The organism is Paenibacillus sp. JDR-2 (genome assembly GCF_000023585.1).
GTDB lineage: Bacteria > Bacillota > Bacilli > Paenibacillales > Paenibacillaceae > Pristimantibacillus.
The window spans coordinates 1,671,970-1,694,907 of record NC_012914.1 but is presented as its reverse complement, the minus strand read 5'-3'; the positions used below and the strand labels follow the sequence as shown (position 1 = coordinate 1,694,907).

Here is a 22,938-nt window from a genome sequence, read left to right as displayed (position 1 = left end):
TTTTTCCACCGCTATTTTCGATTAAACCAACCGCCAAACACACGATCGGCGATGCGCGGGAACAGCTGATACAGCTTAATGCCAACAGCCGCTGTTTTTGGCAGATCTACTTCGGCTTTCCGCCGTTCCATCACTTTAATTATTTGCGACGCGACATATTCAGGCTTCATCATAAACCAGTTTACGTTTTTCACGTAAGTGCCTGAAGGATCGGCGACATCAAAAAATTCGGTACGGATCGGTCCTGGATTAACCGCCGATACCATAATACCTGTACCATTCAGCTCCATGCGCAGAGAATTGGTGAAGCCAAGCACCGCATGCTTGGTTGCCGAGTAACCGGTAGACTTCGAGGAACCAATTTTCCCCGCCATAGAAGCGATATTAACAATATGTCCGCTTCCCTGCTTCAGCATGTAGGGCAGCACGGCTTTCGTACAGCGGACAATTCCCATATAGTTGGTGTCCATCATCTGTTCGAAGCTTTCTACATCCGCTTCCAGGAAAGTCTCGAATTTGCCAAAGCCCGCATTGTTCAGCAGAATATCGATTTTACCGTAACTCGCTATAATGACATCAACGGTCTGCTGCACCTGCTTCATATCGGTTACATCCATCTGATACATCGGACATGCCGCACCGATTGCGGCCGCATGCTTGCGAAGCCGTTCCAGGTTCCGTCCGGTCAATATCGGCACCGCTCCAAGCTTAGCCAGCTGTTTCGCCGTGACCGCTCCAATACCGCTGGAGGCTCCGGAAATAAGGACAATTTTCCCCTTTAACACTCATCATCACCTGCATCCGCTTCGCTCATTCTCATCTCTTCAGTGTACTTGATCAATCCCCGATTAGCAAAAGATAAACCAAAAAAAAATAGCTCCCGAAGGAGCCTGTTTCCATGTTACGATGCGACTAGGACTTGAATATCAAATTGACCGATTCCGTCCATAATGAGAGGCACCGTTAATGCCTGTCCTGCAGATAAGCTTTCGGCGCTAGCCGACTGAATAATTCTTGGAGGTGTAATATCTACGCTTACCCCTTGATTGAAAAGCATGGTGCTCGCGTTACCGCTAATCATATTGCCTAGCTCGGATATCGCGCTGCGGCCGATCTCGTCTAGCTCGGAGATGATAAATCCGCCCATCATGGCTGAGACCATCTTCAAAGCTACCTGCTCACTCAGCCCGAATACAATGTCGCCATTCATTTGCCCATTAATCCCAATCTGAATCCAAATGTGATTTTCTACTAATTCGATATTCTTCAGGCCTAGCTTTCCAGTGGAAGGCCGAATCTGAATCACCTGCTCGATGACGATCGTTGCGGCTTCAAGAAACGGATTAATGTATTCTGCCTTCATTAGCGGGAACGCTCCTTTTCGACAAAATTCGCACGTAGTCTATTCTATTTCCATTATACTTAAATATGTAGGACAAGTATACTAATATTATCATTATTGAAACTTAAGTCCTACGCACATAGTCACTTTTTCATACTTAATTTGACAAAATGTGGAGGTTTTCTTCCATGCCTAATGTTTGGGCTCATCTTATATTTGGCCAAAAAGTACTTGATCAACTGCAAGAGTCCGGGCTTGCGGCTTCGGAACCACTCTGCCGGTTATTTTATATGGGCTGTCAGGGTCCGGATTTCCTATTCTATCACCGGTTTTTGCCTTGGCAGGGAAAATCGCCCATGATTCAGCTGGGCACCGAAATGCATAACCGGGACTGCGGGCCTGTCCTTATGAAGCTACTTGATTCGATTCTCGGACGTTCGGCAGATGCCGCGCAGCCAGATCCGGCTGTTGTTTATTCATTGGGATTTGTGCTCCATCATGTGCTCGACCGGCATATGCACCCGCTTGTCTTCAGCAGATCCGGCTTCCGCAAATGGGATCATCAGCGTTACGAGGTGATGATGGATACGATTATTGCAAGACAGCAATGGGGAATTGAAACGTGGAAAACACCGGTTTGGCGTAAAATTGATATTGGAGGCCGTTTGCCGGAAGCTGTAGTTAAAGCCTTCCAGGCCATTACGGGCAGCTACTATCCAGAGCTTGCACCGGTCGTCCTACAGGAAGATTGGAATACCGCGATCCGGGATATGATTCGGGCTCAACGGCTGTTTCACGATCCCACGTCTATTAAACGATCCGTTACCTTTGGGCAAATGGAACCCTTCGTCTTTCGGAAGCAGGTGCCTTACGACGTGCTGAATGAGGCCGGGACGCCATGGATTGATCCTTCGGACAAAACGGTTATCCGCAATGAGACAGCCTGGATACTATGGGACCGTGCCATGGAGGATGCGCAGCTGGTTATTCCCGCCGTGCTTCAATATTTAAGACAGGGCAGCAGAAGGCCGGAGCTTCGTCAGATTGCCGCCGAGCGGATCGGCAACCTCTCCTATGAGACCGGACTGCCCTGCGATTCCGGCGCGATCATTCGATATGCAGAGCCTATTTGGCCGGATGGCGGAATAAAGGAAGCACCCTAAACGGGGTGCTTCCTTTATTTCTTCCCAGACAATTACATCGCATGCTGCTTCGCGGACTTCCGGTAGTGGAGGCGGACAAGGCGCAGCCTTTCATAGAGTACATCCATTTGCTTTTCCTTCAAGCTGTCTTCCCCGTATACCTGTTGCAGCACGGGCTTCAAGTAGCGGTCGCCTGCCTGGCGGAACGTTTCCCAGATCAACTCTCTTTCCGTATCGGGCATATCGGCGAGCTCCCTTGCGATAAGCGGCTCAAAGTCATAGCCTTCCGTCTCGAGCTGTTCAATCCGGTCCATAATCTCGCGACGGGGAAGCTCAAGCTCCGATTGCAGCTGTTCCATCGAACCGCCTTCGAATACAAAGCTCAAAATCCGCTTCTTCTGCTGCTGCCGGATCATGTCGCTCTTGTAGCGAGCCTCCTTCTGCTTGTACATCCATTGGGTATACGCAGCCGGCTCCAGCTTCTCGGTTACCCATTTCAGCGGAAATTCGGTCTCGCGGACATGTTGTACCGTAATCTCCAGGAGCTCCTGTCCGTATGCCGCATGTTTCTGCTCTCCCCAGCCCGGAATCTGCATCAATTCTTCCGTTGTATAAGGAACAAATGCGCTAATCATCCACAGCATCCGATTGGTGGCAACCAAATAAGCCGAACGCTTCTCCGAGACTGCCTTCTTGCGGCGCCATTCCCGAAGTCCTTCGAACAGCTCCTGGTTCGCATGAAGCTCTCCATAACACTGCAGCATCGACAAGAAACTGCCGGCTCCTCCCCGCTTCTCCTCCAGCATGCCGTCTACGACAGGCGTATAGCCTTCACCCATTTTCACTGCTACGCCATGACGGAAACCAATCAACATTTCTTCCCAAGACGTACCTTCAAACCAGCTGACCGCCTCTTCCGTCCCCTCCGACCATAAGACTGCCCAGATGCCGTCTCTCTCGCAGATGGAGAGTTTTCCCGTAACAATGATGCCGTCCTCAGCCGGTTTTTCAAACGTGTTCAAAAAAACGATTTGCATGATTCATTCACTCCTCGATCAAAATGGATAATCGCGCGAATAAACGTAAACTAGCGTAAACGAAAAAAAAAGCACCCCTCCTGCAAAAAATGCAAGAGAGGTGCTTCCTCACGTTCGTTTATTCGATTAGTTCAATGCTATCATAACCGAACCTTTCTTACAAGCGTTTTCTTATTGTATAATGTGTTCAAACGATTTATGGAGGCTTTATCATGCTGCTGCCTGATTACGATTTTATGTCCGATACAACGGAAGATACATCCACAAGATTTGTGACGTTTATTACGCCAAGCATGAAGCGTTTCGACCTCGCTATTATGTCGACGGCAAGATTTTACGGCAAGAAGCTGATTACCGATCTTCAAGCCGGTCGTACGGCTATCATCGGACCGGATGATCTGGAAGAGGAAGGTTATCTGGAATATACCTTTAACCTGACGGAGGAAGAAGCGGCTGAGCTCGCCCAGTTTTTATATTTTGTAGTAGGAACGGTGAATTTTACCGATTAATCAAGGGTACACTGAGAGGGCGAACGCAAACTTAAGCCATTTCAGGAGGAGATATCGGTGGATCGGTTTATGGACGAAGACCGCAGCGAGTATACGGATTTATCGACAGTGGAATCGCAAAGGAACGATCTCTCGCATGAGGAGTTCCCTGACGGTTCCTACGGCTCAAGCATAACGGGGCCAACTGGCAAAAGCGGTCCTTGGCGCATTGATCAGCGATCCTCAAGGCCTTACGGCTATGAGGATCGCCAAATGCACGAGGAATATAACCGTGATTTTGCGGGCGATGATGATTACGACTCGCTCCCTGATGCAATGGATGAACCATAATAGGAAGCTTTATACAAAGCCCCGGCCAATTTAACTTGGCCGGGGCTTTGTTCTCATTATGATCTTGGAGGAAAGACACCTTGAAGCGCGATAATAAAATTGAGTGCTTGATAAGGCTGCATGTTGTTGTGCGGCTGAGAACCGCCTGTTATTCCTACAGCAAGCGGATTGAGTGCAACATCCGTTTTATCGGAATAGTATTGGATTCCGCCCCGGCCAGGCGCGCCTGCCATTGCCCAAATATCATTCTGAGCCTCCGTTTTGTTAGAAGCGGCTTGAGCGTTTGCCAGATGAGTATGGGCAGGAATTTCGGTTTGAAGAAGGGTCACATCGGGTTCGCCGCCCGTCTCGCCTAAATCTCTAGGAGTAAGTCCCGGCCCTTGTCCCCAATGCATGGGCGCACGGCCTTGAAGATTCGGCAAAGCGAAAGTCGTTCTGCCATCGCCTCCGTAAGTGACGCCAAGCAAAGAGAACAAAGCTGTATTTTGCTGGATTGACATAATTTGACCATTGCAGAATGCCCAGCCTCTTGGTTCGAAGTTGCCTGCAAACAACCGAATCTCGCCAACGTATGGATCCATTTCGTTTCAGTCCTTTCTACTAGTTTCTCGAAGGATAAATTCCTTGTAGTGCGATACAGAAATTGATAACCAAATACGGCTGCATATTATTATGGGGTTGGCTGCCGCCCGCTTGCGCGATGGCATTTGGAGACATAATCGTATTGGGTTGTGGAGCAAAAGGAGAAACACTGGTTGAAGTACCCCAGGTTTTTCCCGCTGGTCCCGATCCCGCAGCATCTGATCCGCCTTTAGCTTGATGATTATGATGCGGCATCTCGTTAATGGTTAGCGTATGAGCTTCCTCGCCGGCCGTCTGCCCTAATACGACGGTTTGGCCTGGATGAACCGGAACGCGCCCTTGCAAATTCGGCAGCGCGAAAGTCGTTGTGCCGTTCCCCCCATAGGTCGTACCCAGTAGCGAGAATAAGGCTGTATTTTGCTGGATTGACAGCAGCTGGCCATTGCATTGCGCCCAGCCCTTCGGTGCAAAGTTGAACGGAAATTGTCTTACCTCGCCAAGAAATGGTTCTGCCATGTTATTTCCTCCTTGTTCTCTCTCTAGGATTGGGACGGATAGATACCCACAAGCGCAATGATGAACGAAACCGCCAGATAAGGCATCATGTTGTCATGAGGCTGGCTGCCGCCGGTCACTCCGATAGCCGCAGCATTTAAAGTAACGTCGGAGGCCGCGTCGGAATAAAGATTTTTGTCGCTTGCAGCCCAGAAAGCATTCTCTGGGCTGTTGCTCGTTCCCGATAATGTTGAACTGTTCGCTGCATGGGAATGAGCAGGAAGTTGATTCATAATTAATGTGACGGATTCGGTACCCGCATTCTGGCCAATCGTATACATGCCGCCTGTCGCATTGTTGCGTCCCGTATGTACAGGCAAGCGTCCCTGCATATTCGGCAGCGCAAAGGTAGACACGCCGTCTCCACCGTAAGTTGTACCGATCAAGGAAAACAAAACTTCGTTTTCGCTGATGGACAATAGTTGACCGTTGCAAAATGCCCAGCCGATAGGAGCAAAATTGCCTCCAAACATGCGAATTTCACCTACATATTGATAACTCATATTAACTGCTCCTCTCTCGTATCTGGCCGCCAGGTCATAGAGATATAAGGAGATGCTCCCCCTATAGCCTTGAAGCCAAGTCTTTCGTACAACCGCTTTGCCTGATTGTGCTCCAATACGCTGAGCTTAACCGGCAGACCCGCTGCCGCCGCTTCCTCCAGCAATCCGGTTATTACAGCCGTACCTATTCCCTTATTGCGGTAAGCGTTCAGCAAGGAGATATCAATGAGATGAATAGAGTTGCTCTTGGAAGTAATGATCCTTCCTATTCTATTCCCGCCATGATTTATGACCTGCGTTACGGCCTCAGGGAACTGCAACGCATAGGACCTGGTCTGAAGCTCGTACTGCATACGCAAAAAAGCTTCTGCTTCGCCAGCCGGCCAACCCCAGGCTTCCATCTCTTCGCGCCTTGTATCGGCATAAACCTCAAACAAAAAAACAGCATGTTCAGGACAAGCGGATTCGAATACCAGCATCGCACCCCCACATTTTGAATAGTAAATATTAGCAAAAAAGTAGTGCAATTCTACTATAGATTTAAGAGACGGATATTGTCAATTAATGTATAAAAATATTAAAAAAAGCCCCTGCCTGGAAAAGGCAAGGGCTTCAAAAACAATAGATCTATTCCGGTATAAATGTCTCGCTGCCACCGGAATCCCGTGCTGCGTCATGAGACCTTGACGCTTCTTCAATCGCTCCGAACGCCCAGAAAGAAGCCGATACATCCTTCCAAGTAGGCGTTGTTACGCCAGTTAACGGACCGCGGCCAAGAATCCGGTTAACAATAACAACCGCTTCGGCACGGGTTAACGGCTGATCCGGACGGAACGTGCCGTCCGAATATCCGGTCATGTAGCCAAGCTTTGCTGCCGCGGCAATTTGGACAGACGCCCAATGCCCCTTCGCATCGCGGAAAGCAGGATTTGCGGCATCGGGATCGAGCTGCAGCCATTTAACGATAATAGCCGCCATTTCGGCTCGCGTAATTGTCGCGTTTGGCTTGAAGGTATGATCCGGATAACCGTTCAGAATCCCCACCTGCTGCCCCCACCGGATTGCTTCGGAAGCCCAGAAGCTGCCGGATACGTCTTTGAAGGCGGTGACGGAGCCTCGGCCTGGAAGCGTGCCGGACAAAAGACGATACAGCATGGTGCTCATTTCCGCTCTCGTCACCGATTGATTCGGACGGAACGTACCGTCGGAATATCCGGTCATATAAGCATTATGATGCACGCTTGCTCCTTCTGCCGAGACAATCGTAAACGTACTGAACTTGTTTACCTCGATTTCGATGCCAACCGGATAACCTTTGTCGTTATAGACGATTTTCCCGCGCTGGAATACCTTTTCGCCATCCGAGTGTTCAATGTATACGCCAAGACTGGCGAGGAAAAGCTTTCTTTGATTCAGATCGCTTGGAATCACGTTGGAATCCAGCGGGAACGTAACTTGAACCGCTACTTTCGGCAAATTCGTTTCAATCGTCATCGGCATGCCGATAACGGTCACTTTACCCGAGTTCGCGATTTTGCGGATCGCTTCCGCGTTAACCGTTCTGTCCTTCACCGCGTCCTGCTCGTCCTTCTTGCGGATCGGCAGGATATCGAAGAAGAACTCCTGGCTGCCTTTCATCGCCCCCAATGCCTCGGTGGATAGATGAAGCGTCGCATTCTCCGTTTGAATCACCACTTGAATCGAGCTGTCGAGGAGATACTTGATGGAGTTGACCGTCAGTTTCACCTTGACCTCGTCCGCCGGATCTCCGGGAATATCGTCCACGATAATTCTTATCGTTCCCTGATGGGCTCCTATCGCGCTTGCAACCGCTTGTTTGATTTTGTCCTCGTTCATAACGACGGTGTCCACCTTCTTGCCGCCGATTACCTCGCGTACAATATCGATCTGCACAATGACCTGCGGATGATCCGGGTCTCCTATTTCAACGGTTACTTGACGCACATTCGTATTGCTGACCGGTTTGTTGACCACGTTGACGTAGCGAATCACTTCTACCGCATGATTGCCCGCAAGGTCTACCGCGTTATATTGCAGCGTGTAAGTTCCAAGCGTGGTGGTATTCACCGTTCCAGTAACCGTAGCCAGAGGATCAGCCGGATTCGCATCCTGCACTTTAGCCCCTTGCTCCGTATAGGTGCTGCCGTTATAAACAATCACCGTGTTATTGCCGTTCAACACGATAACCGGTGCTGTCTTGTCGATCTTCACTTCGACTGACTTGACCTCGCTAACGTGATTATCGGGATCGATAACTCTCGCATAAAAGGCCGTCAGACCTTCCTGAGTTACAAGTACGGGAGCGGTATAGCTCGTCCATGACCCGCTGCTGCCCAGCTTGTATTCAATCTTGTTGTCCGGATCCGTCGTGACGGTTACCGTTACGTCTTTATTCGTCCAGTTTGTCTCGCTCAGCGCTATCGAGAAGTTGTTGCTGACCTTGATGTTCCCGGTGGCGCCGATATGGTTAAGCGTTGTGCTGAAGCCGTTGCCTGCAGCATCCGAGATAACCGCTCCGTTTAAAGCTAGTGCTCCGGAATCAACGCTGATGCCATCCGAATCCTGATCCTCAAGACGTACCGTGTAGCGGAACTTGAACTCGCTTGAAGATACGGCTTCAAGGTATTCCGCCTTAACGACAGCAGAACCAACCTGTACTTCCATGTATGGTTTTCCTGCGGCGGCATTAAGAATAACCGGTTCGCTTGTTTTAACAATAAAATCAAGGTTTGCCCCCGCATGATACATTCCGTCGGCAGGCATGCTGACCAGGCTCACGACCGGCACGGTCGTGTCGATCCGTACGGCGCTTGCATCGCCTGGGTTTGCAAGGGTAAGTACGGCCGCATTGCCTGCTTGGTCAGCTATTGCCGCACCATTCAAGGAAATACCTGCAGCAAGCTCAATGCCATCCGAATCCGTGTCTCCAGCTTGCACTTCGTATTGGAATACAAGAGCATTAGTACCCGATCCGGAAACGTAAGCCGCTTGAACGGTTTTACCGTCAAGCTTCAAGTCGAGCTCCGGAGTACCGCCGGTTACATGAACATTCTCGCTGAAATGCACAGTAAACTGAAGGTTTGATCCTGCTTTGTAAGAACCGTTTGCCGGAACCTCCACCTGCGTAATGCTTGGAGCAACGGCATCGACCTTCACCCCGGCCGTGCTGCCCAGGCCGCTAAGAACCGCTTCGGCGTTATTGCCCGTTGCGTCCTTCAGCGTTCCGCCGTTCAGGTTTAGGGCTCCAACTTCAATGCCGTTCGCATCGTTGTCGCCGGTTTTTACGGTGTAGCGGAACAGCAGATCTGTTGTTCCCGTACCCGAGACATATTGGGCTTGGACCGTAGCCGAACCAATCGTCATCGAGATGGATGGCGTTCCGGTGACCGTTACCGCCTCATCGTAATGAATCGTGATATCCAGCTGTTCTCCTGCCACGTAGGTATCATTTGCGGGCAGGTCCACGCTTTCAATCGATGGAGCTATCGCATCGACGAGGACAGCGCTTGTGCTGCCTACGGAAGCAAGCGTTAAGTCTGCCGCATTGCCTGCCGCGTCTTTAAGCGTGCTTCCGTTCAGCGCAATGGCATTGCCTACCGCGATGCCGTCCGTATCATGATCGCCGGCTTGTACCGCGTAGCGGAACAACAAAGCGTTGGTTCCCGCTCCCGACACATACGAGGCATGGACATCCGTCGTGCCAATAGTGACGGTCAAATACGGCGTTCCGCCGCTGAGCGCTACGTTTTCGTTCAAGGTAACCGTAAAATCCAGCTGGTCCCCTTCTTTGTACGTTCCGTTAGCCGGAACGCTTACGCTGCTTACGGTTGGCACAATTGCGTCTACAAGGACCGTGCTGATGCTGCCTGCACCTGTCAGGGCAAGGCCAGCCGTATTACCCGCTGCATCATTTATTGCAGCGCCATTCAGATTTACCGAGCTGCCTACTTCAATGCCGTTCGTATCTTCTTGACCTGCCAGCACAGTGTAGCGGAATACCAGCTCATTGGTGCCGGTTCCCGACACGTATGCAGCTTGCACTGGCGTCGTCCCAATCGTTACGGACAAGTATGGCGTTCCGCCCGTTACGTTGACGGCTTCATCGTAATGAACCGTAAACGTTAAGGCTTCGCCTGCTTTATACGTGTCGTCTGCCGGTACGTCCAGGCTTGTTACAGCTGGAGCAACGGCATCCACTTTTACTGCTGCCGTGCTGCCCAGGCCGCTAAGAACCGCTTCGGCGTTGTTGCCCGTTGCGTCCTTCAGCGTTCCTCCGTTCAGGCTGAGAGCTCCTACTTCAATGCCGTTCGCATCATTGTCGCCGGTTTTTACGGTGTAGCGGAACAGCAGATCTGTTGTTCCCGTACCCGAGACATATTGGGCTTGGACCGTAGCCGAACCAATCGTCATCGAGATGGATGGCGTTCCGGTGACCGTTACCGCCTCATCGTAATGAATCGTGATAACCAGCTGCTCTCCTGCCACGTAGGTATTATTTGCGGGCAGGTCCACGCTTTCAATCGATGGAGCTATCGCATCGACGAGGACAGCGCTTGTGCTGCCTACGGAAGCAAGCGTTACATCTGCCGCATTGCCTGCCGCGTCTTTAAGCGTGCTTCCGTTCAGGGCAATGTCTGTACCCGCTACTATGCCATTTGCATCAAGGTCGCCCGCTTGTACCGTGTAACGGAATAACAAACCGCTTGTTCCGGTGCCTGATACATACGGCGCATGAACCGTCGCGGAACCAATCGTGATCGTCAAATAAGGCGTTCCACCGCTTACCGTTACGCTTTCGTTGAAGTTAACCGTAAAATCCAGCTGATCGCCTTCTTTATAGGTTCCGTTCGCCGGAACTGCTACGCTTGTTACGGTTGGTACAATCGCATCTACGCGTACCGTGCTAATGCTGCCTGCTCCCGTAAGGGCAAGGCCAGTCGCATTGCCGGCTGCATCCTGAATGGAAGCTCCGTTCGGATTTACCGCGTTACCTACCTCAATGCCGTTCGTATCTTCTTGACCCGCCAATACCGTATAGCGGAATACCAGCGCATTGGTGCCGGTTCCCGATACGTAAGAAGCTTGTACTGGCGTAGTCCCAATCGTTACGGACAAATAGGGCGTTCCGCCGGTTACGTAAACATCTTCGTCGTAATGTACCGTAAAGGTTAATGCCTCGCCTGCTTTGTACGTTCCTTCAGCCGGAACATCCAGGCTAGTTGCTGCCGGAGCTACGGCGTCAACCTTCACCCCGGCCGTGCTGCCCAGGCCGCCAAGAACCGCTGCGGCGTTGTTGCCTGTTGCGTCCTTCAGCGTTCCGCCGTTCAGGTTCAGAGCTCCTACTTCAATGCCGTTCGCATCATTGTCGCCGGTTTTTACGGTGTAGCGGAACAGCAGATCTGTTGTTCCCGTACCCGAGACATATTGGGCTTGGACCGTAGCCGAACCAATCGTCATCGAGATGGATGGCGTTCCGGTGACCGTTACCGCCTCATCGTAATGAATCGTGATATCCAGCTGCTCTCCTGCCACGTAGGTATCATTTGCGGGCAGGTCCACGCTTTCAATCGATGGCGCTATCGCATCGACGAGGACAGCGCTTGTGCTGCCTACGGAAGCGAGCGCCAGTTCCGCCGCATTGCCTGCCGCGTCAGCGATTGTTCCGCTATTTAAGTTGAGCGAGGCGCCAACGGAGATGCCGTCCAAATCCACTTGACCCGCTAAAACGGTGTAGCTGAAAACCAAAGAATCCGTTCCCGTTCCCGTTACATATGCCGCTTGAACGGTAGAAGAACCAATCGTAATAGGAAGGGTCGGCGAACCGGCAATCGTTACTTTCTCGTTGTAATGAACCGTAAAGTTTAAGGTCGAACCCTCGCTGTAATTGCCATTACTAGGCACTTGTACACTGGTGACAGCAGGTGCAGCGGTATCCACCAGCACTCCGCTAGTGCTTTCCGTTGTCACGGCCAGAACAGCGGCATTGCCTGCCGCGTCTTGAATCGCCGCTCCGTTTAACTGAATGACGCTGCCGGCTTGAATGCCGTCTTGGTCATTATCTCCCGCTTGCACGTCGTATTCGAACAACAGAGAGCTTGTGCCCGAACCCGACGCATAAACAGCATGAACCGCAGCCGATCCAATCGTTACCGTCAGGAAAGGCGTTCCGCCGGTTACCGTAATCTTTTCGTCGTAATGCACGATAAATTTGAGCTTATCCCCTGCATTGTAAATACCGTTATCCGGCACATCCACGCTTGAGATGGTTGGTGCAATGGTATCAACCAGCACCGCGTTGGTGCTGCCCGCTGCAGTAAGCGATAAGCTAGCCGCATTACCCGCTGCATCGTTTAGCGCTCCACCATTTAACGCAACCGTGCCTAGTTCGATACCATCCGTGTCCTCATCCCCGTTCTGAACGGAATAAGCAAACGTAATATCCTTAGTGCCTGATCCGGAAGCGTAAACGGCATGAACCGCAGTGCTTCCGATCGTTATCGTGATATAGGGGGTACCGGTAACGGCAACTTTTTCATCATAGTGGATCGTAAAGGTTAAGCTGCTGCCTGCTTTATAAATTCCAGCTGCCGGCACATCAATGCTTACAGCGGATGGAGCTACGGCATCGACAAGCACTTGATTGGTATCGTCAACAGCTGTCAAGGTCAAACCTGCCTCATTGCCTGCCGCATCCGCCAGCGTTCCGCCATTTAGCGCCAGAGCGCTGCCAACTTCGATGCCATCCAAATCCTCCTGTCCGCTAAGCACCGTATACCGGAATAAAAGGGTTTTTGTACCCGCTCCGGAAACATACGCGGCTTGAACCGTAGAAGAGCCGATGGTAATTGGCAAGGATGGAATTCCGGTTACCGCAACGTTTTCGGAATAATGAACGGTGAACTCCAGTGCGGAGCCAGCTTTGTAGCTGCTATCCGCAGGCACATCCACGCTCGTAACCGCAGGTCCCGCCGTATCTACCAAGACGGCAGTCGTACTGCCGACGCCAACCAAAGTCAAAATCGCATGATTCCCCGATTCATCCTTAATCGTACTGCCATTCAAAGAAATAGCGCTGCCGGCTTCAATGCCGTTATTATCATTGTCGCCAGCTTGCACGACGTAGCTGAATACTATCGTGTCCGTACCCGCTCCGGATAAATATTGCGCCTGTACTGTGGAGGATCCAATCGTTAAAGGAATAAAAGGCGTTCCGCCCGCAATGACCACCTTTTTGCTAAAATGAACCCTAAAGTCCAGAATAGCTTCTGGCCCGTACGTCTGGCTCAGCGGCACATCAACGCTGCTAACGGTTGGGGCTGTCGCGTCCACCAACACCGCAGTCGTACTGCCTGCATTGTTTAAAGCTAGATTCGCGTTATTCGCGGCGACGTCTCTTACGGTACCGCCGTTTAAGTTCAAGCCGGAGGCAACCGCGATTCCGTCGCCATCATAATCCCCTGCCTGAACGGTATAGCGGAACAAGAGGTTTGCTGTTCCCGAACCCGATACATAGCTTGCTTGAACAGCCTTACTGCCGATCGTGATTGGTAAAAAAGGCGTTCCCGTTACCGCCACCAGCTCATCATACTGAACCGTGAATTCGAGATCTTGCCCGGCCAAGTAAGTTTTATTTGCCGGCACGCTTACGCTGCTGATTGTTGGGGCAACCGCGTCCACCAATACAGTATTGGTGATTATGCCGGAAAGCGCGAGACTTGCATTATTGTTTGCCGCATCCCGAATGCTTCCCCCGTTCAGCACCAGATTTGCCCCTGGCTGAACACCGTCGGCATCAAGATCGCCCGCTTGGACCGTGTAGCGGAAAAGAAGGTTTTGTGTTCCCGATCCGGATACATAGGTTGCTTGCCTCGAAGATGCGCCGATTGTAACCGGCAAATAAGGACTGCCCGTCACGTTTGCGTTCTCGTTGTAATGGACCGTAAAGTTAAGCTGATCGCCTGTCTTATACGTACCTGCGGAAGGCATGTCTACGGAACTGATGGCAGGTGCTACAGCATCTACTCTCACGCCTGCCGTGTTGCCAACGCTATTGAGAGTCAGAGCTGCCGCATTGCCTGCAAGGTCTTTGATGGTTGCACCGTTGAGAGAAAGGTTGCTAACCGTAATGCCGTCCGAATCGGATTGCCCGTCTAGCACATCGTACCGGAATACAAGCGAGCTTGTTCCCGATCCGCTTGCGTAATTGGCCTGTACGTTTGTTGATCCGATAATAAGACCAAGGCTAGGCGTTCCGCCTGCTGCGTTTACAGGTTCATTAAAATTGACGGCAAACGTAAGGCTTTGTCCGCTGCCGTAAGTCGCGTTAGCCGGTACGCTTACCGAGCTTACCGTTGGAGCCACGGCGTCTACCTTTACATTGCTTAAAGAGCCGATATTATTGAGGGTAAGAATACTGTCTTCATTACTTGCATTTTTAATGGTGCCGCCGTTGAGGCTGATCGATCCTCCTAATGATACCCCATCGGTATCAAGTTGCCCGCTTGCAACCGTGTACCGGAATGTGAGCGCGGTAGTTCCGGTACCTGATACGTAGGTCGCCTGTACACCCGTTGACCCAACTGTCAAAGGTATGCTGGGAGCATCCGTTACGTTGACGACCCGGTCAAAATTCACTGTAAAGTTCAGGTTTTGCCCGGTTGTGTATGTGCCGTTCGGTGGAGCAGTCACCGAAGCAACTTTTGCGTTTGTTGCTGTTGTTACTTCCAGCGCTGGTTTGTTGGATGGAGCGTTGTTGGAATTAATAGCAAATTGGTTGCTCTTACCAGGTGTATTCTTACTTGTCAGTACAAGGGTTGCTTTTTTATCACCTGCGGCAACCTGACTGCTAATATAAGAGGTAAGATCAATATTTAGAAACTGACCTTGCGTAATACCCGTTTGTTCGCTAACGATCGTAACGTCTTGGGTAGGAATCTTTTGCGAAGATTCCGAAATGGCATCATCATTTGATCCGTACACATTGACAAATAACGGAGTCGGATCTGTATGATCATAATCCACATATGGAACAAACAGCTTTAAATTCGCACTCGATACCATATCCGAAGCAGGAATGGAACTCAGATCAAATTGCAATACTGTTACAGAGTTGCCAAACTCAGAATCAAAATAAGTTCCAATCCAGCTATAACCCGGGCCTACGGAGTCATCTCCATTAAAATAATAACCGGAATTATCGTGGAAATAATCCACGCTTGCCGGAATTTGGGGTAGAGCCGCCGCGTAACTCGTTTGCGCGGGAAGCAGCCTGAACACGATTAATGCCAGCATTACTGACATAACCGCCATTCCTATTTTTCGTAAAACACCTTTCATAATACGCCTCCTTATTTGTTCAGATGACCCCTGCCCCGTACCGTTTGTTACCCTTCTGTTGCTAGCAGATCTGCCGGTTTTCGCGCGCCAAAAACCCTCTCAAGTCGCTTGTCACCCTGTTATCACCAACGGGCAATGCTAACATGAGAAGTTGCTTATTTTTAGCCAATATAGGTCTTGGTTACCAATTCGACATTTCCTTTCAGTTTCCTTTTTCCGCAACGAAAAAATAGTATTTTTTGGCAAAAAAATAAGACAGCTATGCTAAGCACAGCTGCCTTCCAGTTAAACGATAATTTTCAATAATGAGGCCAGACGATATTTTTCAAATACAATTTCTGCTTCAACCGGAACGCTCCATACGCATTCCTCCAGGCTGCAAGCAACCGGCACTTCAATGTTAATCCGTGCAAGCGTCCGTGATAGATGCAGCATATCCAAATCGGCTTCAATCTTTGCCTTGATACTCTTCGATACGGAGTCCAGATTGCTCAAAATTCCGTCGATCGACTCAAACTCCTGAAGAAGCTTCAGCGCCGTTTTTTCGCCGATTCCTTTGACTCCCGGATAGTTATCGCTTGTGTCGCCGGTCAAACCTTTCATCTCAATAACCTGGAAAGGATGGATACCTTTATCTTCTTTAAGGAAACCTAGATCATAGACCGCATAATTGCCTCTGCCTTTTTTCATAATGACAACATGAATGCGTTCCTCTACCAGCTGCAGCATATCCTGATCACCCGTCAGGATGTACACATGAGCCATTTGGCTGAGCTGCTTCGATACCGTACCGATACAGTCGTCCGCCTCATAGCCCTCAATTCCGATATTCGGAATACCAAGAGCGGCTACGATATCCTTCACGAGCGAAAATTGCGGGATCAGATCGTCCGGAGCTTCCGGTCTGTTAGCTTTGTAATTCGAGTACATCTCGGTACGGAACGTTTTGCTCCCCATATCCCAGCAGCATGCCACGTGAGTCGGCTGAAACTGGTTAACCGCGTCAAACAGATACTGCATAAAACCGTAAATCGCATTGGTAGGCGTACCGTCTGCCATTCTTCTAGCGCTGTATTGCTGAGCAAAAAAGGCACGGAATAGCAGCGCCATTCCATCTACTATAAGAATTTTATTTTCGTTCATCGAAAGGCCATCCTCTACACCATAATATAATTCTATTGTACAGCAGTTTTGGCGTTCCTTGTAATGCAAAAGCTGGCATTGAATGCTGGTCACTGGGTGGTCACTGGGCAAGCTTTCTCGGGGAATGGGTCGCTGGGGTTGCTGCGTAAGGGAATATTCTTTCGATCGCTGTTGTTTTCAAAGTTTCTCGGATTATTATTTGTCGGATGATAAACTTTGAAAACAAAGGCGTACGCTCCGCTTCTCAAGAACATTCCCTTACTCCGCTTCCCGCTCCCCCCGAAGATTCACTCGCTCCGTTCCCTCGCTCGCCACTCTTAATGCCGCTGAATTTGCATTAAGATGAAACCAAAACCGTGTACGGGCCGCGTGGCCCGTTAACCATCACTCCATTCACGAGTGATGACAAACTAATGAAGATCCATTACTCGTATTCCGAGTGATGACATAGTAAAGGCTACATCACTCAGGTTACGAGTGATGCAAATGGCCCCTAAATAATTGCTTGGACGAAGCGAAGCAAGCCAATACTCTGGAGAAGTGCAACGTTCGCTTTTGTCCCCGAATTTCATCCGCTGGCGGATTACAAACAAGAAATTCGGGGACAATGGCGATCGGAAGAGTATTGGCTTGCGTAGTGCCGCATGGCAATCAGGATCCTAGCCTCTAAGAAACGCACCGATCCGCCGAGCAGCCTCACGCAGCCTTGCTTCGTCTTCGACCAAAGCAATCCGCACAAACCCTTCGCCTTCGCTGCCAAACGCTTCGCCAGGAATAACAACAACGCCCGTTTGATCAAGCAAGCCTCGGGCGAACTCGCGGGAAGTCCACGTTGTGCCATCGCTGCGCTCCGGCAGCTTTGCCCACACGAACATGGTAGCCTTCGGCTTCTCTACAGCCCAGCCTTCAGCGGCTAAAGCCTCGATGAACGAATTCCGCCGCTGCTCATATAATACGCCGGCTTTAGGCGGCGCAGAAGCAGACATGGCTTCCTGCAGCGCCGCTACGCCCGCTTCCTGAACAGCGCCAAATACGCCGTAATCGATGTTTTCCTTCAGCTCGCGCAGCGCTCCGACGGCTTCGCGGTTCCCCGCAAGGAAGCCGATACGGCAGCCGGCCATATTAAAGCTTTTGGACAAAGAATGGAATTCTACGGCTCCATCCAAGGCTCCCGGAACAGCCAATATACTTGGGGGTTCATGTCCATCGAAGGCCATTTCGGAGTATGCCGCATCGTGGACGACCAGTACGCCGTATGGCTTGGCTTTAGCGAGCAATCGCTCGAAGAAGGCAAGATCAATAATGGCCGATACAGGATTGCCCGGATAATTCAGCAAAATAAATTTTGCGCGTTCCCACACTTCTTCCGGCACCGAGTCGAGATCCGGGAGAAAATGATTCTCTTCCTTCAACGGCAGCAAGTAAGGCTCTACGCCTGCCAATGCCAGCGCCGCCGTATAAATCGGATAACCGGGATTAGGCACGATAACCACATCTCCCGGATTACACAGCGACATTGCCAAATGGGATAATCCATCCTGCGAGCCCATCAGGGATACCAGCTCACGATCGGGATCCAGCTTCACTCCGAACCGATGCTCCATCCAGGCGGCTGCCTGCCGGCGAAAGCCTGTACTGCCGTGCGTACCCGGATAAGCATAAATATCCGTGCGCAGCGCCGCTTCGCTTAGCGCTTTTCTTACTGCTTCCGTTGGAGGCTTATCCGGACTTCCGATGCCAAGGTTTATTATATCCCGGCCTTTGCCGGCTGCTTCCTTTCTCCATTCCGCAACCTCGGCGAAAATCGAAGAGCCTAGCTGCGACAGCCGTTCAGAACGCCATGATTTCCTCATCCCGTCACCCGTTCCATACTTGCTCGTATTGTTCTTCCTTGTACCCAACCGTCACTTTTTTGCCGTCCGTTACGATTGGGCGTTTGATCAGCATGCCATGGGAAGCCAGCAATTCAAGCTGCTCCTGCTCGCTCATGCTGCCAAGCTTGTCCTTCAGGCCAAGCGCTTTGTACACTTCACCGGAAGTGTTAAAAAACTTCTTCAGCTCCAAGCCGCTGTTCTGAACAAGCACTTTCAGTTCAGCCGGAGTTGGTGTTTCTTCTACAATATGCTTCAGATCCAGCTCGTTGCCCTTTGCTTGCAACGATTTGACGGCCTGTCGGCATGTACCGCATTTCGGATATTGATAAATCGTCAGCTTGCTCATCTGTGTAAATCCTCCTATTAGCACTCTCTTAACGCCAGTTCCAGCTGCACAAGATCAGGCGGCAGCGCTGCCGTCCACTCGCTCCATTCCTTCGTCATCGGATGCGTCAATCCAAGCGTCTCCGCATGAAGCGCCTGGCGTCCGGCGGCTGTTTCCCACTCGTCTACCTTGCCCGTCTGCAGTCCGTACATGCCGTCGCCAATCAGCGGACAGCCGATATGCTTCATATGGACGCGGATCTGATGAGTCCGCCCCGTCTCCAGCTTTAACCTCACTTTTGATGCTTGTCCCCCGCCAAATACAGCTGCCGTCTTATAATGCGTAACGGACGGATAACCTTCCGGCGTTACGATTCGAACATGCGGATCCTCAGGGTTGCGGTCAATTGGCGCACCCACCGTTCCATCTGCAGGGGACGGCGTACCGTAAACGTAGGCGCAATAGATCTTCATTATTGTTCCGGCCTGCAGCTGTTCGGACAATTGCTGGTGTATGTACGGATTTTTGGCAATCACGACAAGTCCCGACGTATCTTCGTCCAACCGGTGTACCGGACGGAACCGTACGCGTTCGCCCCTAACCTGCCAATGATGCACAATCCCATTAGCCAGCGTATTGGTGTAATGTCCTTTCGTCGGGTGGACGATGATGCCCGCGGGTTTGTTCACGACAAGCAGATAATCGTCTTCAAACACTATTGATAAGGGCAGATCCTGCGGCAAAATATCCTCCGAGATCTCTTCCTCCATCCGGATGGCAACCGAATCTCCCTCGGTCACTTTCGCCGTGGTATAAGCCCTTACTCCATTAACGGTAATGCCATATTCGGTCAGCTTGAGCCGGGACAGAAGCGAGCGTGATACGCCAAGCTTCCGTTCCAGCACCGTCCTGACGTCTTTTCCTGCCATATCAGCGCCGACCTCAACGGCCAGCGCTTTGTAATAACCCGCAATATCTTTTACCGTCATTTCGATTTCTTGCGGAACACTTCCGCACTCCGTACGTATTCGGTATCAGGCACGCCAAGCTTCGCGTTCGCCGCTCTTGCCGCTGCAAAGAAAAAGTCCGACAGACGGTTCAAATATTTCTGTACTTCCGGATTAGCCGGATTGTCAGGATGCTCGGCGGCAAGCGTAACGACGCGGCGCTCCGCCCGCCGGCATACGGTACGGCACACATGCAGCAAAGCCGATACGGAGCTTCCTCCAGGCAAAATAAATCTTGTAATCTCAGGTGCCTCTTCGGTATATTGATCGATCATTGCCTCAAGTCTAACCGCCGCCTCTTCCGTCACTTTAAGCGGAGCTCCCGGGCTTGCATAGGCCAGGTCCGAGCCGCAGTCGAACAGTTCCTGCATAATATCTACGAGGAGTGCGGCCATATCCTTCAGTTCCTCATGCTTCGCAGCCTCCGCTGCAGCTTGCCCAACAAAGGAGTTCAGCTCATCGATCGTGCCGTAAGCTTCAACACGTATATCGTCTTTGCGTACCCGACCGCCAATAAGCGAGGTTTGGCCTTTGTCTCCCGTACGAGTATAAATTTTCATACAATTCAGCCCTTTCCTAAGGGTGTAGTTCCCTTCACTATATCATAAAAAAACAGGCAAGGGCGCGCCCTGCCTGTTTATCTTCTGCCCTATTAGCCTTACTTCAGCTTATGAACAAATTGTCCGATCCGGTCAAGTGCCTCCGTAAGCTGGGCAACCGATGTTGCGTAGGAGCAGCGCAGATGTCCTTCGCCTCCTAGGCCAAATACATCGCCGGGAACAGCAGCGACATTCCCTTCCTCCAGCAGCCGCTGTGCGAATTGCTCGGAGGTAAGACCAGTTGACGTAATGGAAGGGAACGCGTAAAATGCTCCCTCCGGTTCATGGCACTCCAGCCCGATTTCGCGGAAGCCCTTCACAACAAGCCGTCTGCGCTGGTTGTAAGACTCCATCATCCGGTCCTTCTCTTCGAGGCCATGAGGAGTCAACGCTTCAAGCGCAGCATATTGGGCCATAATCGGCGCACACATAACGGTGTATTGATGAATCTTCAGCATGGCGCCAATCAGATCCTGATGGCCGCATGCATAACCCATCCGCCAGCCGGTCATGGCAAAGGCTTTGGAGAAGCCGCTCACAAGAAGCGTCCGGTCCTTCATGCCCGGGATTGCGGCAAAGCTCACATGCTTGGAGCCATACGTAAGCTCTGCGTAGATTTCATCGGAAATAACGATCAGGTCGTTCTCTTCAACAACCTTAGCGATTGGCAGCCAGTCCTCGTAAGTCATAATGCCGCCGGTTGGATTGCTTGGATAACATAAAATAAGAACCTTGGACTTTGGTGTAATCGCCGCACGCAGCGATTCCGCCTTCAGCTTGAAATTATCCTTCGCAAAGGTCTCGATGCCAACGGCTTTTCCGCCGCTCAACGTTGTAATAGGCGAGTAGGAAATATAGCACGGCTCCGGAATAAGAATCTCGTCGCCAGGGCTGATCAATGCCCGCAGGGCAAGATCAATCGCTTCGCTGCCGCCGACCGTTACCAGAACCTCATTAGCCGGATTATAGGAAACGGCAAACGAATCGTTCAAATATTGACCGATAGCTTCGCGCAGCTCCGGCATACCGGCATTGGATGTATATTGCGTCTTGCCTTTCTCGAGCGCGTACACAGCCGCGTCGCGCACATGCCAAGGCGTTACGAAATCCGGTTCGCCTACGCCAAGCGTAATTACGTCCTTACGGGTACTAACCAAATCAAAAAAGCGCCGGATGCCTGACGGTTTGATGCTCCGAGCAAGCGGCGACAAATAATCAGCCATTGATTGGCGATGATTCGATGTTACCTCGTCTTTAATCATAGCCATCACCCTCTTATGGCGAAATCATCAATCGATGGTCACCTTCATGCTCCTCGAAGATAATTCCGTCCTGTTTGTATTTTTTCAAAATAAAGTTTGTTTTTGTCGACAGCACTTTGTCGATAGGTGATAATTTATTGGAAACAAAAGAGGCAACCTCTTTCAGATTCTTACCTTCAATCTCGACAAGCAAGTCGTATGCCCCGGACATCAGATAGACCGATTTCACTTCCGGATATAAGTATATGCGCTCGGCGATGCCTTCAAAGCCTCGTCCGCGCTCAGGTGTAATTTGAACCTCGATCAATGCCGTAACCTTCTCGTCATCAACCTTGCTCCAGTTCACAACTGTGGCATATTTAACGATGATATGTTCTTCTTCCATGTAGGCAATTGCCTGCTTTACGCTCTCAACCGGCTCATTCAGCATGGCGGCGATCAGGTCGGCGTCGCGTCGCGCGTCTTCCTTGAGCAGCTCCAGCACTTTCAGCTGTAGTTCGTTCATCGTCAAACTCCTTCCAAAACTGCGGTTATTAAAATATTTTACAACGAATTAAAGGTTCCTGCAAAGAAAAAAAACGAAAGACCCCGAAGGGTCTTTACATGTAGAAAGGCTGATGCGAATGGTTCTGCTGCTGTTGCTGGAACTGGCCGTACTGCGGGAACGAAGGCTGAGAGTTGCCCATGCGCTGCTGCAAATATTGGGTCGTTTTTTGCTGCGTCTGCTGATATTCCTTCGTTTGCTTGTCGATTTCTTGACGAAGCGCGGAAGAAGCCGTGTTGTACATGTTTTGCGACTGCATGACCTGGAACAGGTTCCCTTGCAGCTTCAGCGTGCTGTTAAGCAGGTGGGTGAACATTTGACGTACTTCCGGGCAGGATGACTCCGTTGCTGCCGTCGCGTACTCGCGAACGACCCGCTTCAAGTCAGATAGTACGGTATAAGCCAGGTCTTCATCCGGCAAATGATGCTGTTGTTGGTACATGGTTGATGTCCTCCTTAAATGAATTGTGAAGCAATTCATGCTTCGTAAGCATAGGCTTAATGAATTGTGAAGCAATTCATGCTTCGTAAGCATAAGCTTAATGAATTGTGAAGCAATTCATGCTTCGTGAGCTTATATTATTGAGGTTGTGTTGGCGCCAAATGCTGATGCTGTTGAAGTGCCTGCATCAGTGTTTGATAATGCTGCTGATGCGTTTGCAATTCCGCCATGCCGGCTTGTCTTAAGGCCGGGTTAGTCGCAAGGGATGCGAGTAGTGCATTTTGCTTGATCAGCAAATCTTCATTGGACATCGAGTCCGCGATATATTCCAATTCTTTCGCGGTTAGAGCTTGAAGCATATGTTTTCGTCTCCTTCATGCCAAGT

20 protein-coding genes are annotated in these 22,938 nt (G+C 50.8%); 3 read left to right on the top strand and 17 right to left on the bottom strand.

Features of this window, described 5'->3' with window-relative positions; all coding sequences use genetic code 11:
• Window positions 1-11: 11 nt before the first annotated feature.
• Window positions 12-785, bottom strand: coding sequence for an SDR family NAD(P)-dependent oxidoreductase (locus PJDR2_RS07395; RefSeq protein WP_015843041.1), 774 nt, complete (start codon window positions 783-785; stop codon window positions 12-14).
• A gap of 116 nt (window positions 786-901) precedes the next feature.
• The gene (locus PJDR2_RS07390; protein ID WP_015843040.1) at window positions 902-1,363 is read right to left on the bottom strand and encodes a chemotaxis protein CheX; all 462 of its coding nucleotides are present in this window, start codon (window positions 1,361-1,363) and stop codon (window positions 902-904) included.
• 167 nt (window positions 1,364-1,530) lie between these two features.
• Here PJDR2_RS07390 and PJDR2_RS07385 point away from each other — a divergent pair, with 167 nt between their 5' ends.
• Complete coding sequence (locus tag PJDR2_RS07385) at window positions 1,531-2,505, top strand: zinc dependent phospholipase C family protein (protein ID WP_015843039.1); 975 nt, start codon at window positions 1,531-1,533, stop codon at window positions 2,503-2,505.
• Between the two features lie 32 nt (window positions 2,506-2,537).
• On the opposite strand, the gene PJDR2_RS07380 is transcribed toward PJDR2_RS07385, so the two are convergent.
• The gene (locus PJDR2_RS07380) at window positions 2,538-3,521 is read right to left on the bottom strand and encodes an HRDC domain-containing protein (RefSeq protein WP_015843038.1); all 984 of its coding nucleotides are present in this window, start codon (window positions 3,519-3,521) and stop codon (window positions 2,538-2,540) included.
• Between the two features lie 212 nt (window positions 3,522-3,733).
• Here PJDR2_RS07380 and PJDR2_RS07375 point away from each other — a divergent pair, with 212 nt between their 5' ends.
• Together PJDR2_RS07375 and PJDR2_RS07370 are read left to right on the top strand one after the other, a co-directional pair.
• Window positions 3,734-4,030: a DUF3055 domain-containing protein gene (locus PJDR2_RS07375; protein ID WP_015843037.1), complete on the top strand. Its 297-nt coding sequence runs from the start codon at window positions 3,734-3,736 to the stop codon at window positions 4,028-4,030.
• A 57-nt stretch (window positions 4,031-4,087) separates the two neighbouring features.
• Complete coding sequence (locus PJDR2_RS07370) at window positions 4,088-4,360, top strand: hypothetical protein (protein WP_015843036.1); 273 nt, start codon at window positions 4,088-4,090, stop codon at window positions 4,358-4,360.
• 56 nt (window positions 4,361-4,416) lie between these two features.
• Here the strand turns inward: PJDR2_RS07370 and PJDR2_RS07365 are convergent, their stop codons facing one another.
• The 14 genes from PJDR2_RS07365 to PJDR2_RS07300 all read right to left on the bottom strand — a co-directional run bounded on the left by PJDR2_RS07365 (window position 4,417) and on the right by PJDR2_RS07300 (window position 22,912).
• Window positions 4,417-4,941, bottom strand: coding sequence for a phage tail protein (locus PJDR2_RS07365; RefSeq protein ID WP_015843035.1), 525 nt, complete (start codon window positions 4,939-4,941; stop codon window positions 4,417-4,419).
• 19 nt (window positions 4,942-4,960) lie between these two features.
• Window positions 4,961-5,458, bottom strand: a complete 498-nt coding sequence (locus PJDR2_RS07360) for a phage tail protein (RefSeq protein WP_015843034.1) — start codon at window positions 5,456-5,458, stop codon at window positions 4,961-4,963.
• Between the two features lie 23 nt (window positions 5,459-5,481).
• Window positions 5,482-6,000, bottom strand: a complete 519-nt coding sequence (locus PJDR2_RS07355) for a phage tail protein (RefSeq protein ID WP_015843033.1) — start codon at window positions 5,998-6,000, stop codon at window positions 5,482-5,484.
• Window positions 5,997-6,479 carry a GNAT family N-acetyltransferase gene (locus PJDR2_RS07350; protein WP_015843032.1) on the bottom strand — a complete coding sequence of 161 codons (483 nt, stop codon included), beginning with the start codon at window positions 6,477-6,479 and terminating at the stop codon, window positions 5,997-5,999. The genes PJDR2_RS07355 and PJDR2_RS07350 overlap by 4 nt, the downstream gene beginning before the upstream one ends.
• Window positions 6,480-6,627: 148 nt before the next feature.
• Window positions 6,628-15,357, bottom strand: a complete 8,730-nt coding sequence (locus PJDR2_RS07345) for an S-layer homology domain-containing protein (RefSeq protein ID WP_015843031.1) — start codon at window positions 15,355-15,357, stop codon at window positions 6,628-6,630.
• A gap of 285 nt (window positions 15,358-15,642) precedes the next feature.
• Window positions 15,643-16,500, bottom strand: coding sequence for a 5'-3' exonuclease (locus PJDR2_RS07340; RefSeq protein ID WP_015843030.1), 858 nt, complete (start codon window positions 16,498-16,500; stop codon window positions 15,643-15,645).
• Window positions 16,501-17,159: 659 nt separating this feature from the next.
• Window positions 17,160-18,353 carry an aminotransferase class I/II-fold pyridoxal phosphate-dependent enzyme gene (locus tag PJDR2_RS07335; protein WP_015843029.1) on the bottom strand — a complete coding sequence of 398 codons (1,194 nt, stop codon included), beginning with the start codon at window positions 18,351-18,353 and terminating at the stop codon, window positions 17,160-17,162.
• A gap of 4 nt (window positions 18,354-18,357) precedes the next feature.
• Window positions 18,358-18,720, bottom strand: a complete 363-nt coding sequence (locus tag PJDR2_RS07330; RefSeq protein WP_015843028.1) for an arsenate reductase family protein — start codon at window positions 18,718-18,720, stop codon at window positions 18,358-18,360.
• A gap of 17 nt (window positions 18,721-18,737) precedes the next feature.
• A complete protein-coding gene (locus tag PJDR2_RS07325) occupies window positions 18,738-19,688 on the bottom strand; it encodes an RluA family pseudouridine synthase (protein WP_015843027.1) in 951 nt (316 codons plus the stop codon).
• Window positions 19,685-20,266, bottom strand: coding sequence for a cob(I)yrinic acid a,c-diamide adenosyltransferase (locus PJDR2_RS07320; protein ID WP_015843026.1), 582 nt, complete (start codon window positions 20,264-20,266; stop codon window positions 19,685-19,687). The genes PJDR2_RS07325 and PJDR2_RS07320 overlap by 4 nt, the downstream gene beginning before the upstream one ends.
• Before the next feature lie 98 nt (window positions 20,267-20,364).
• Window positions 20,365-21,567: an aminotransferase class I/II-fold pyridoxal phosphate-dependent enzyme gene (locus PJDR2_RS07315; protein ID WP_015843025.1), complete on the bottom strand. Its 1,203-nt coding sequence runs from the start codon at window positions 21,565-21,567 to the stop codon at window positions 20,365-20,367.
• A 13-nt stretch (window positions 21,568-21,580) separates the two neighbouring features.
• Window positions 21,581-22,072, bottom strand: coding sequence for an Lrp/AsnC family transcriptional regulator (locus PJDR2_RS07310; protein WP_015843024.1), 492 nt, complete (start codon window positions 22,070-22,072; stop codon window positions 21,581-21,583).
• A gap of 94 nt (window positions 22,073-22,166) precedes the next feature.
• Window positions 22,167-22,553 carry a spore coat protein gene (locus PJDR2_RS07305; protein ID WP_015843023.1) on the bottom strand — a complete coding sequence of 129 codons (387 nt, stop codon included), beginning with the start codon at window positions 22,551-22,553 and terminating at the stop codon, window positions 22,167-22,169.
• A 137-nt stretch (window positions 22,554-22,690) separates the two neighbouring features.
• Window positions 22,691-22,912 (bottom strand): hypothetical protein, encoded by a 222-nt coding sequence (locus tag PJDR2_RS07300; RefSeq protein WP_015843022.1) that lies wholly within the window; start codon window positions 22,910-22,912, stop codon window positions 22,691-22,693.
• Window positions 22,913-22,938: the final 26 nt, after the last annotated feature.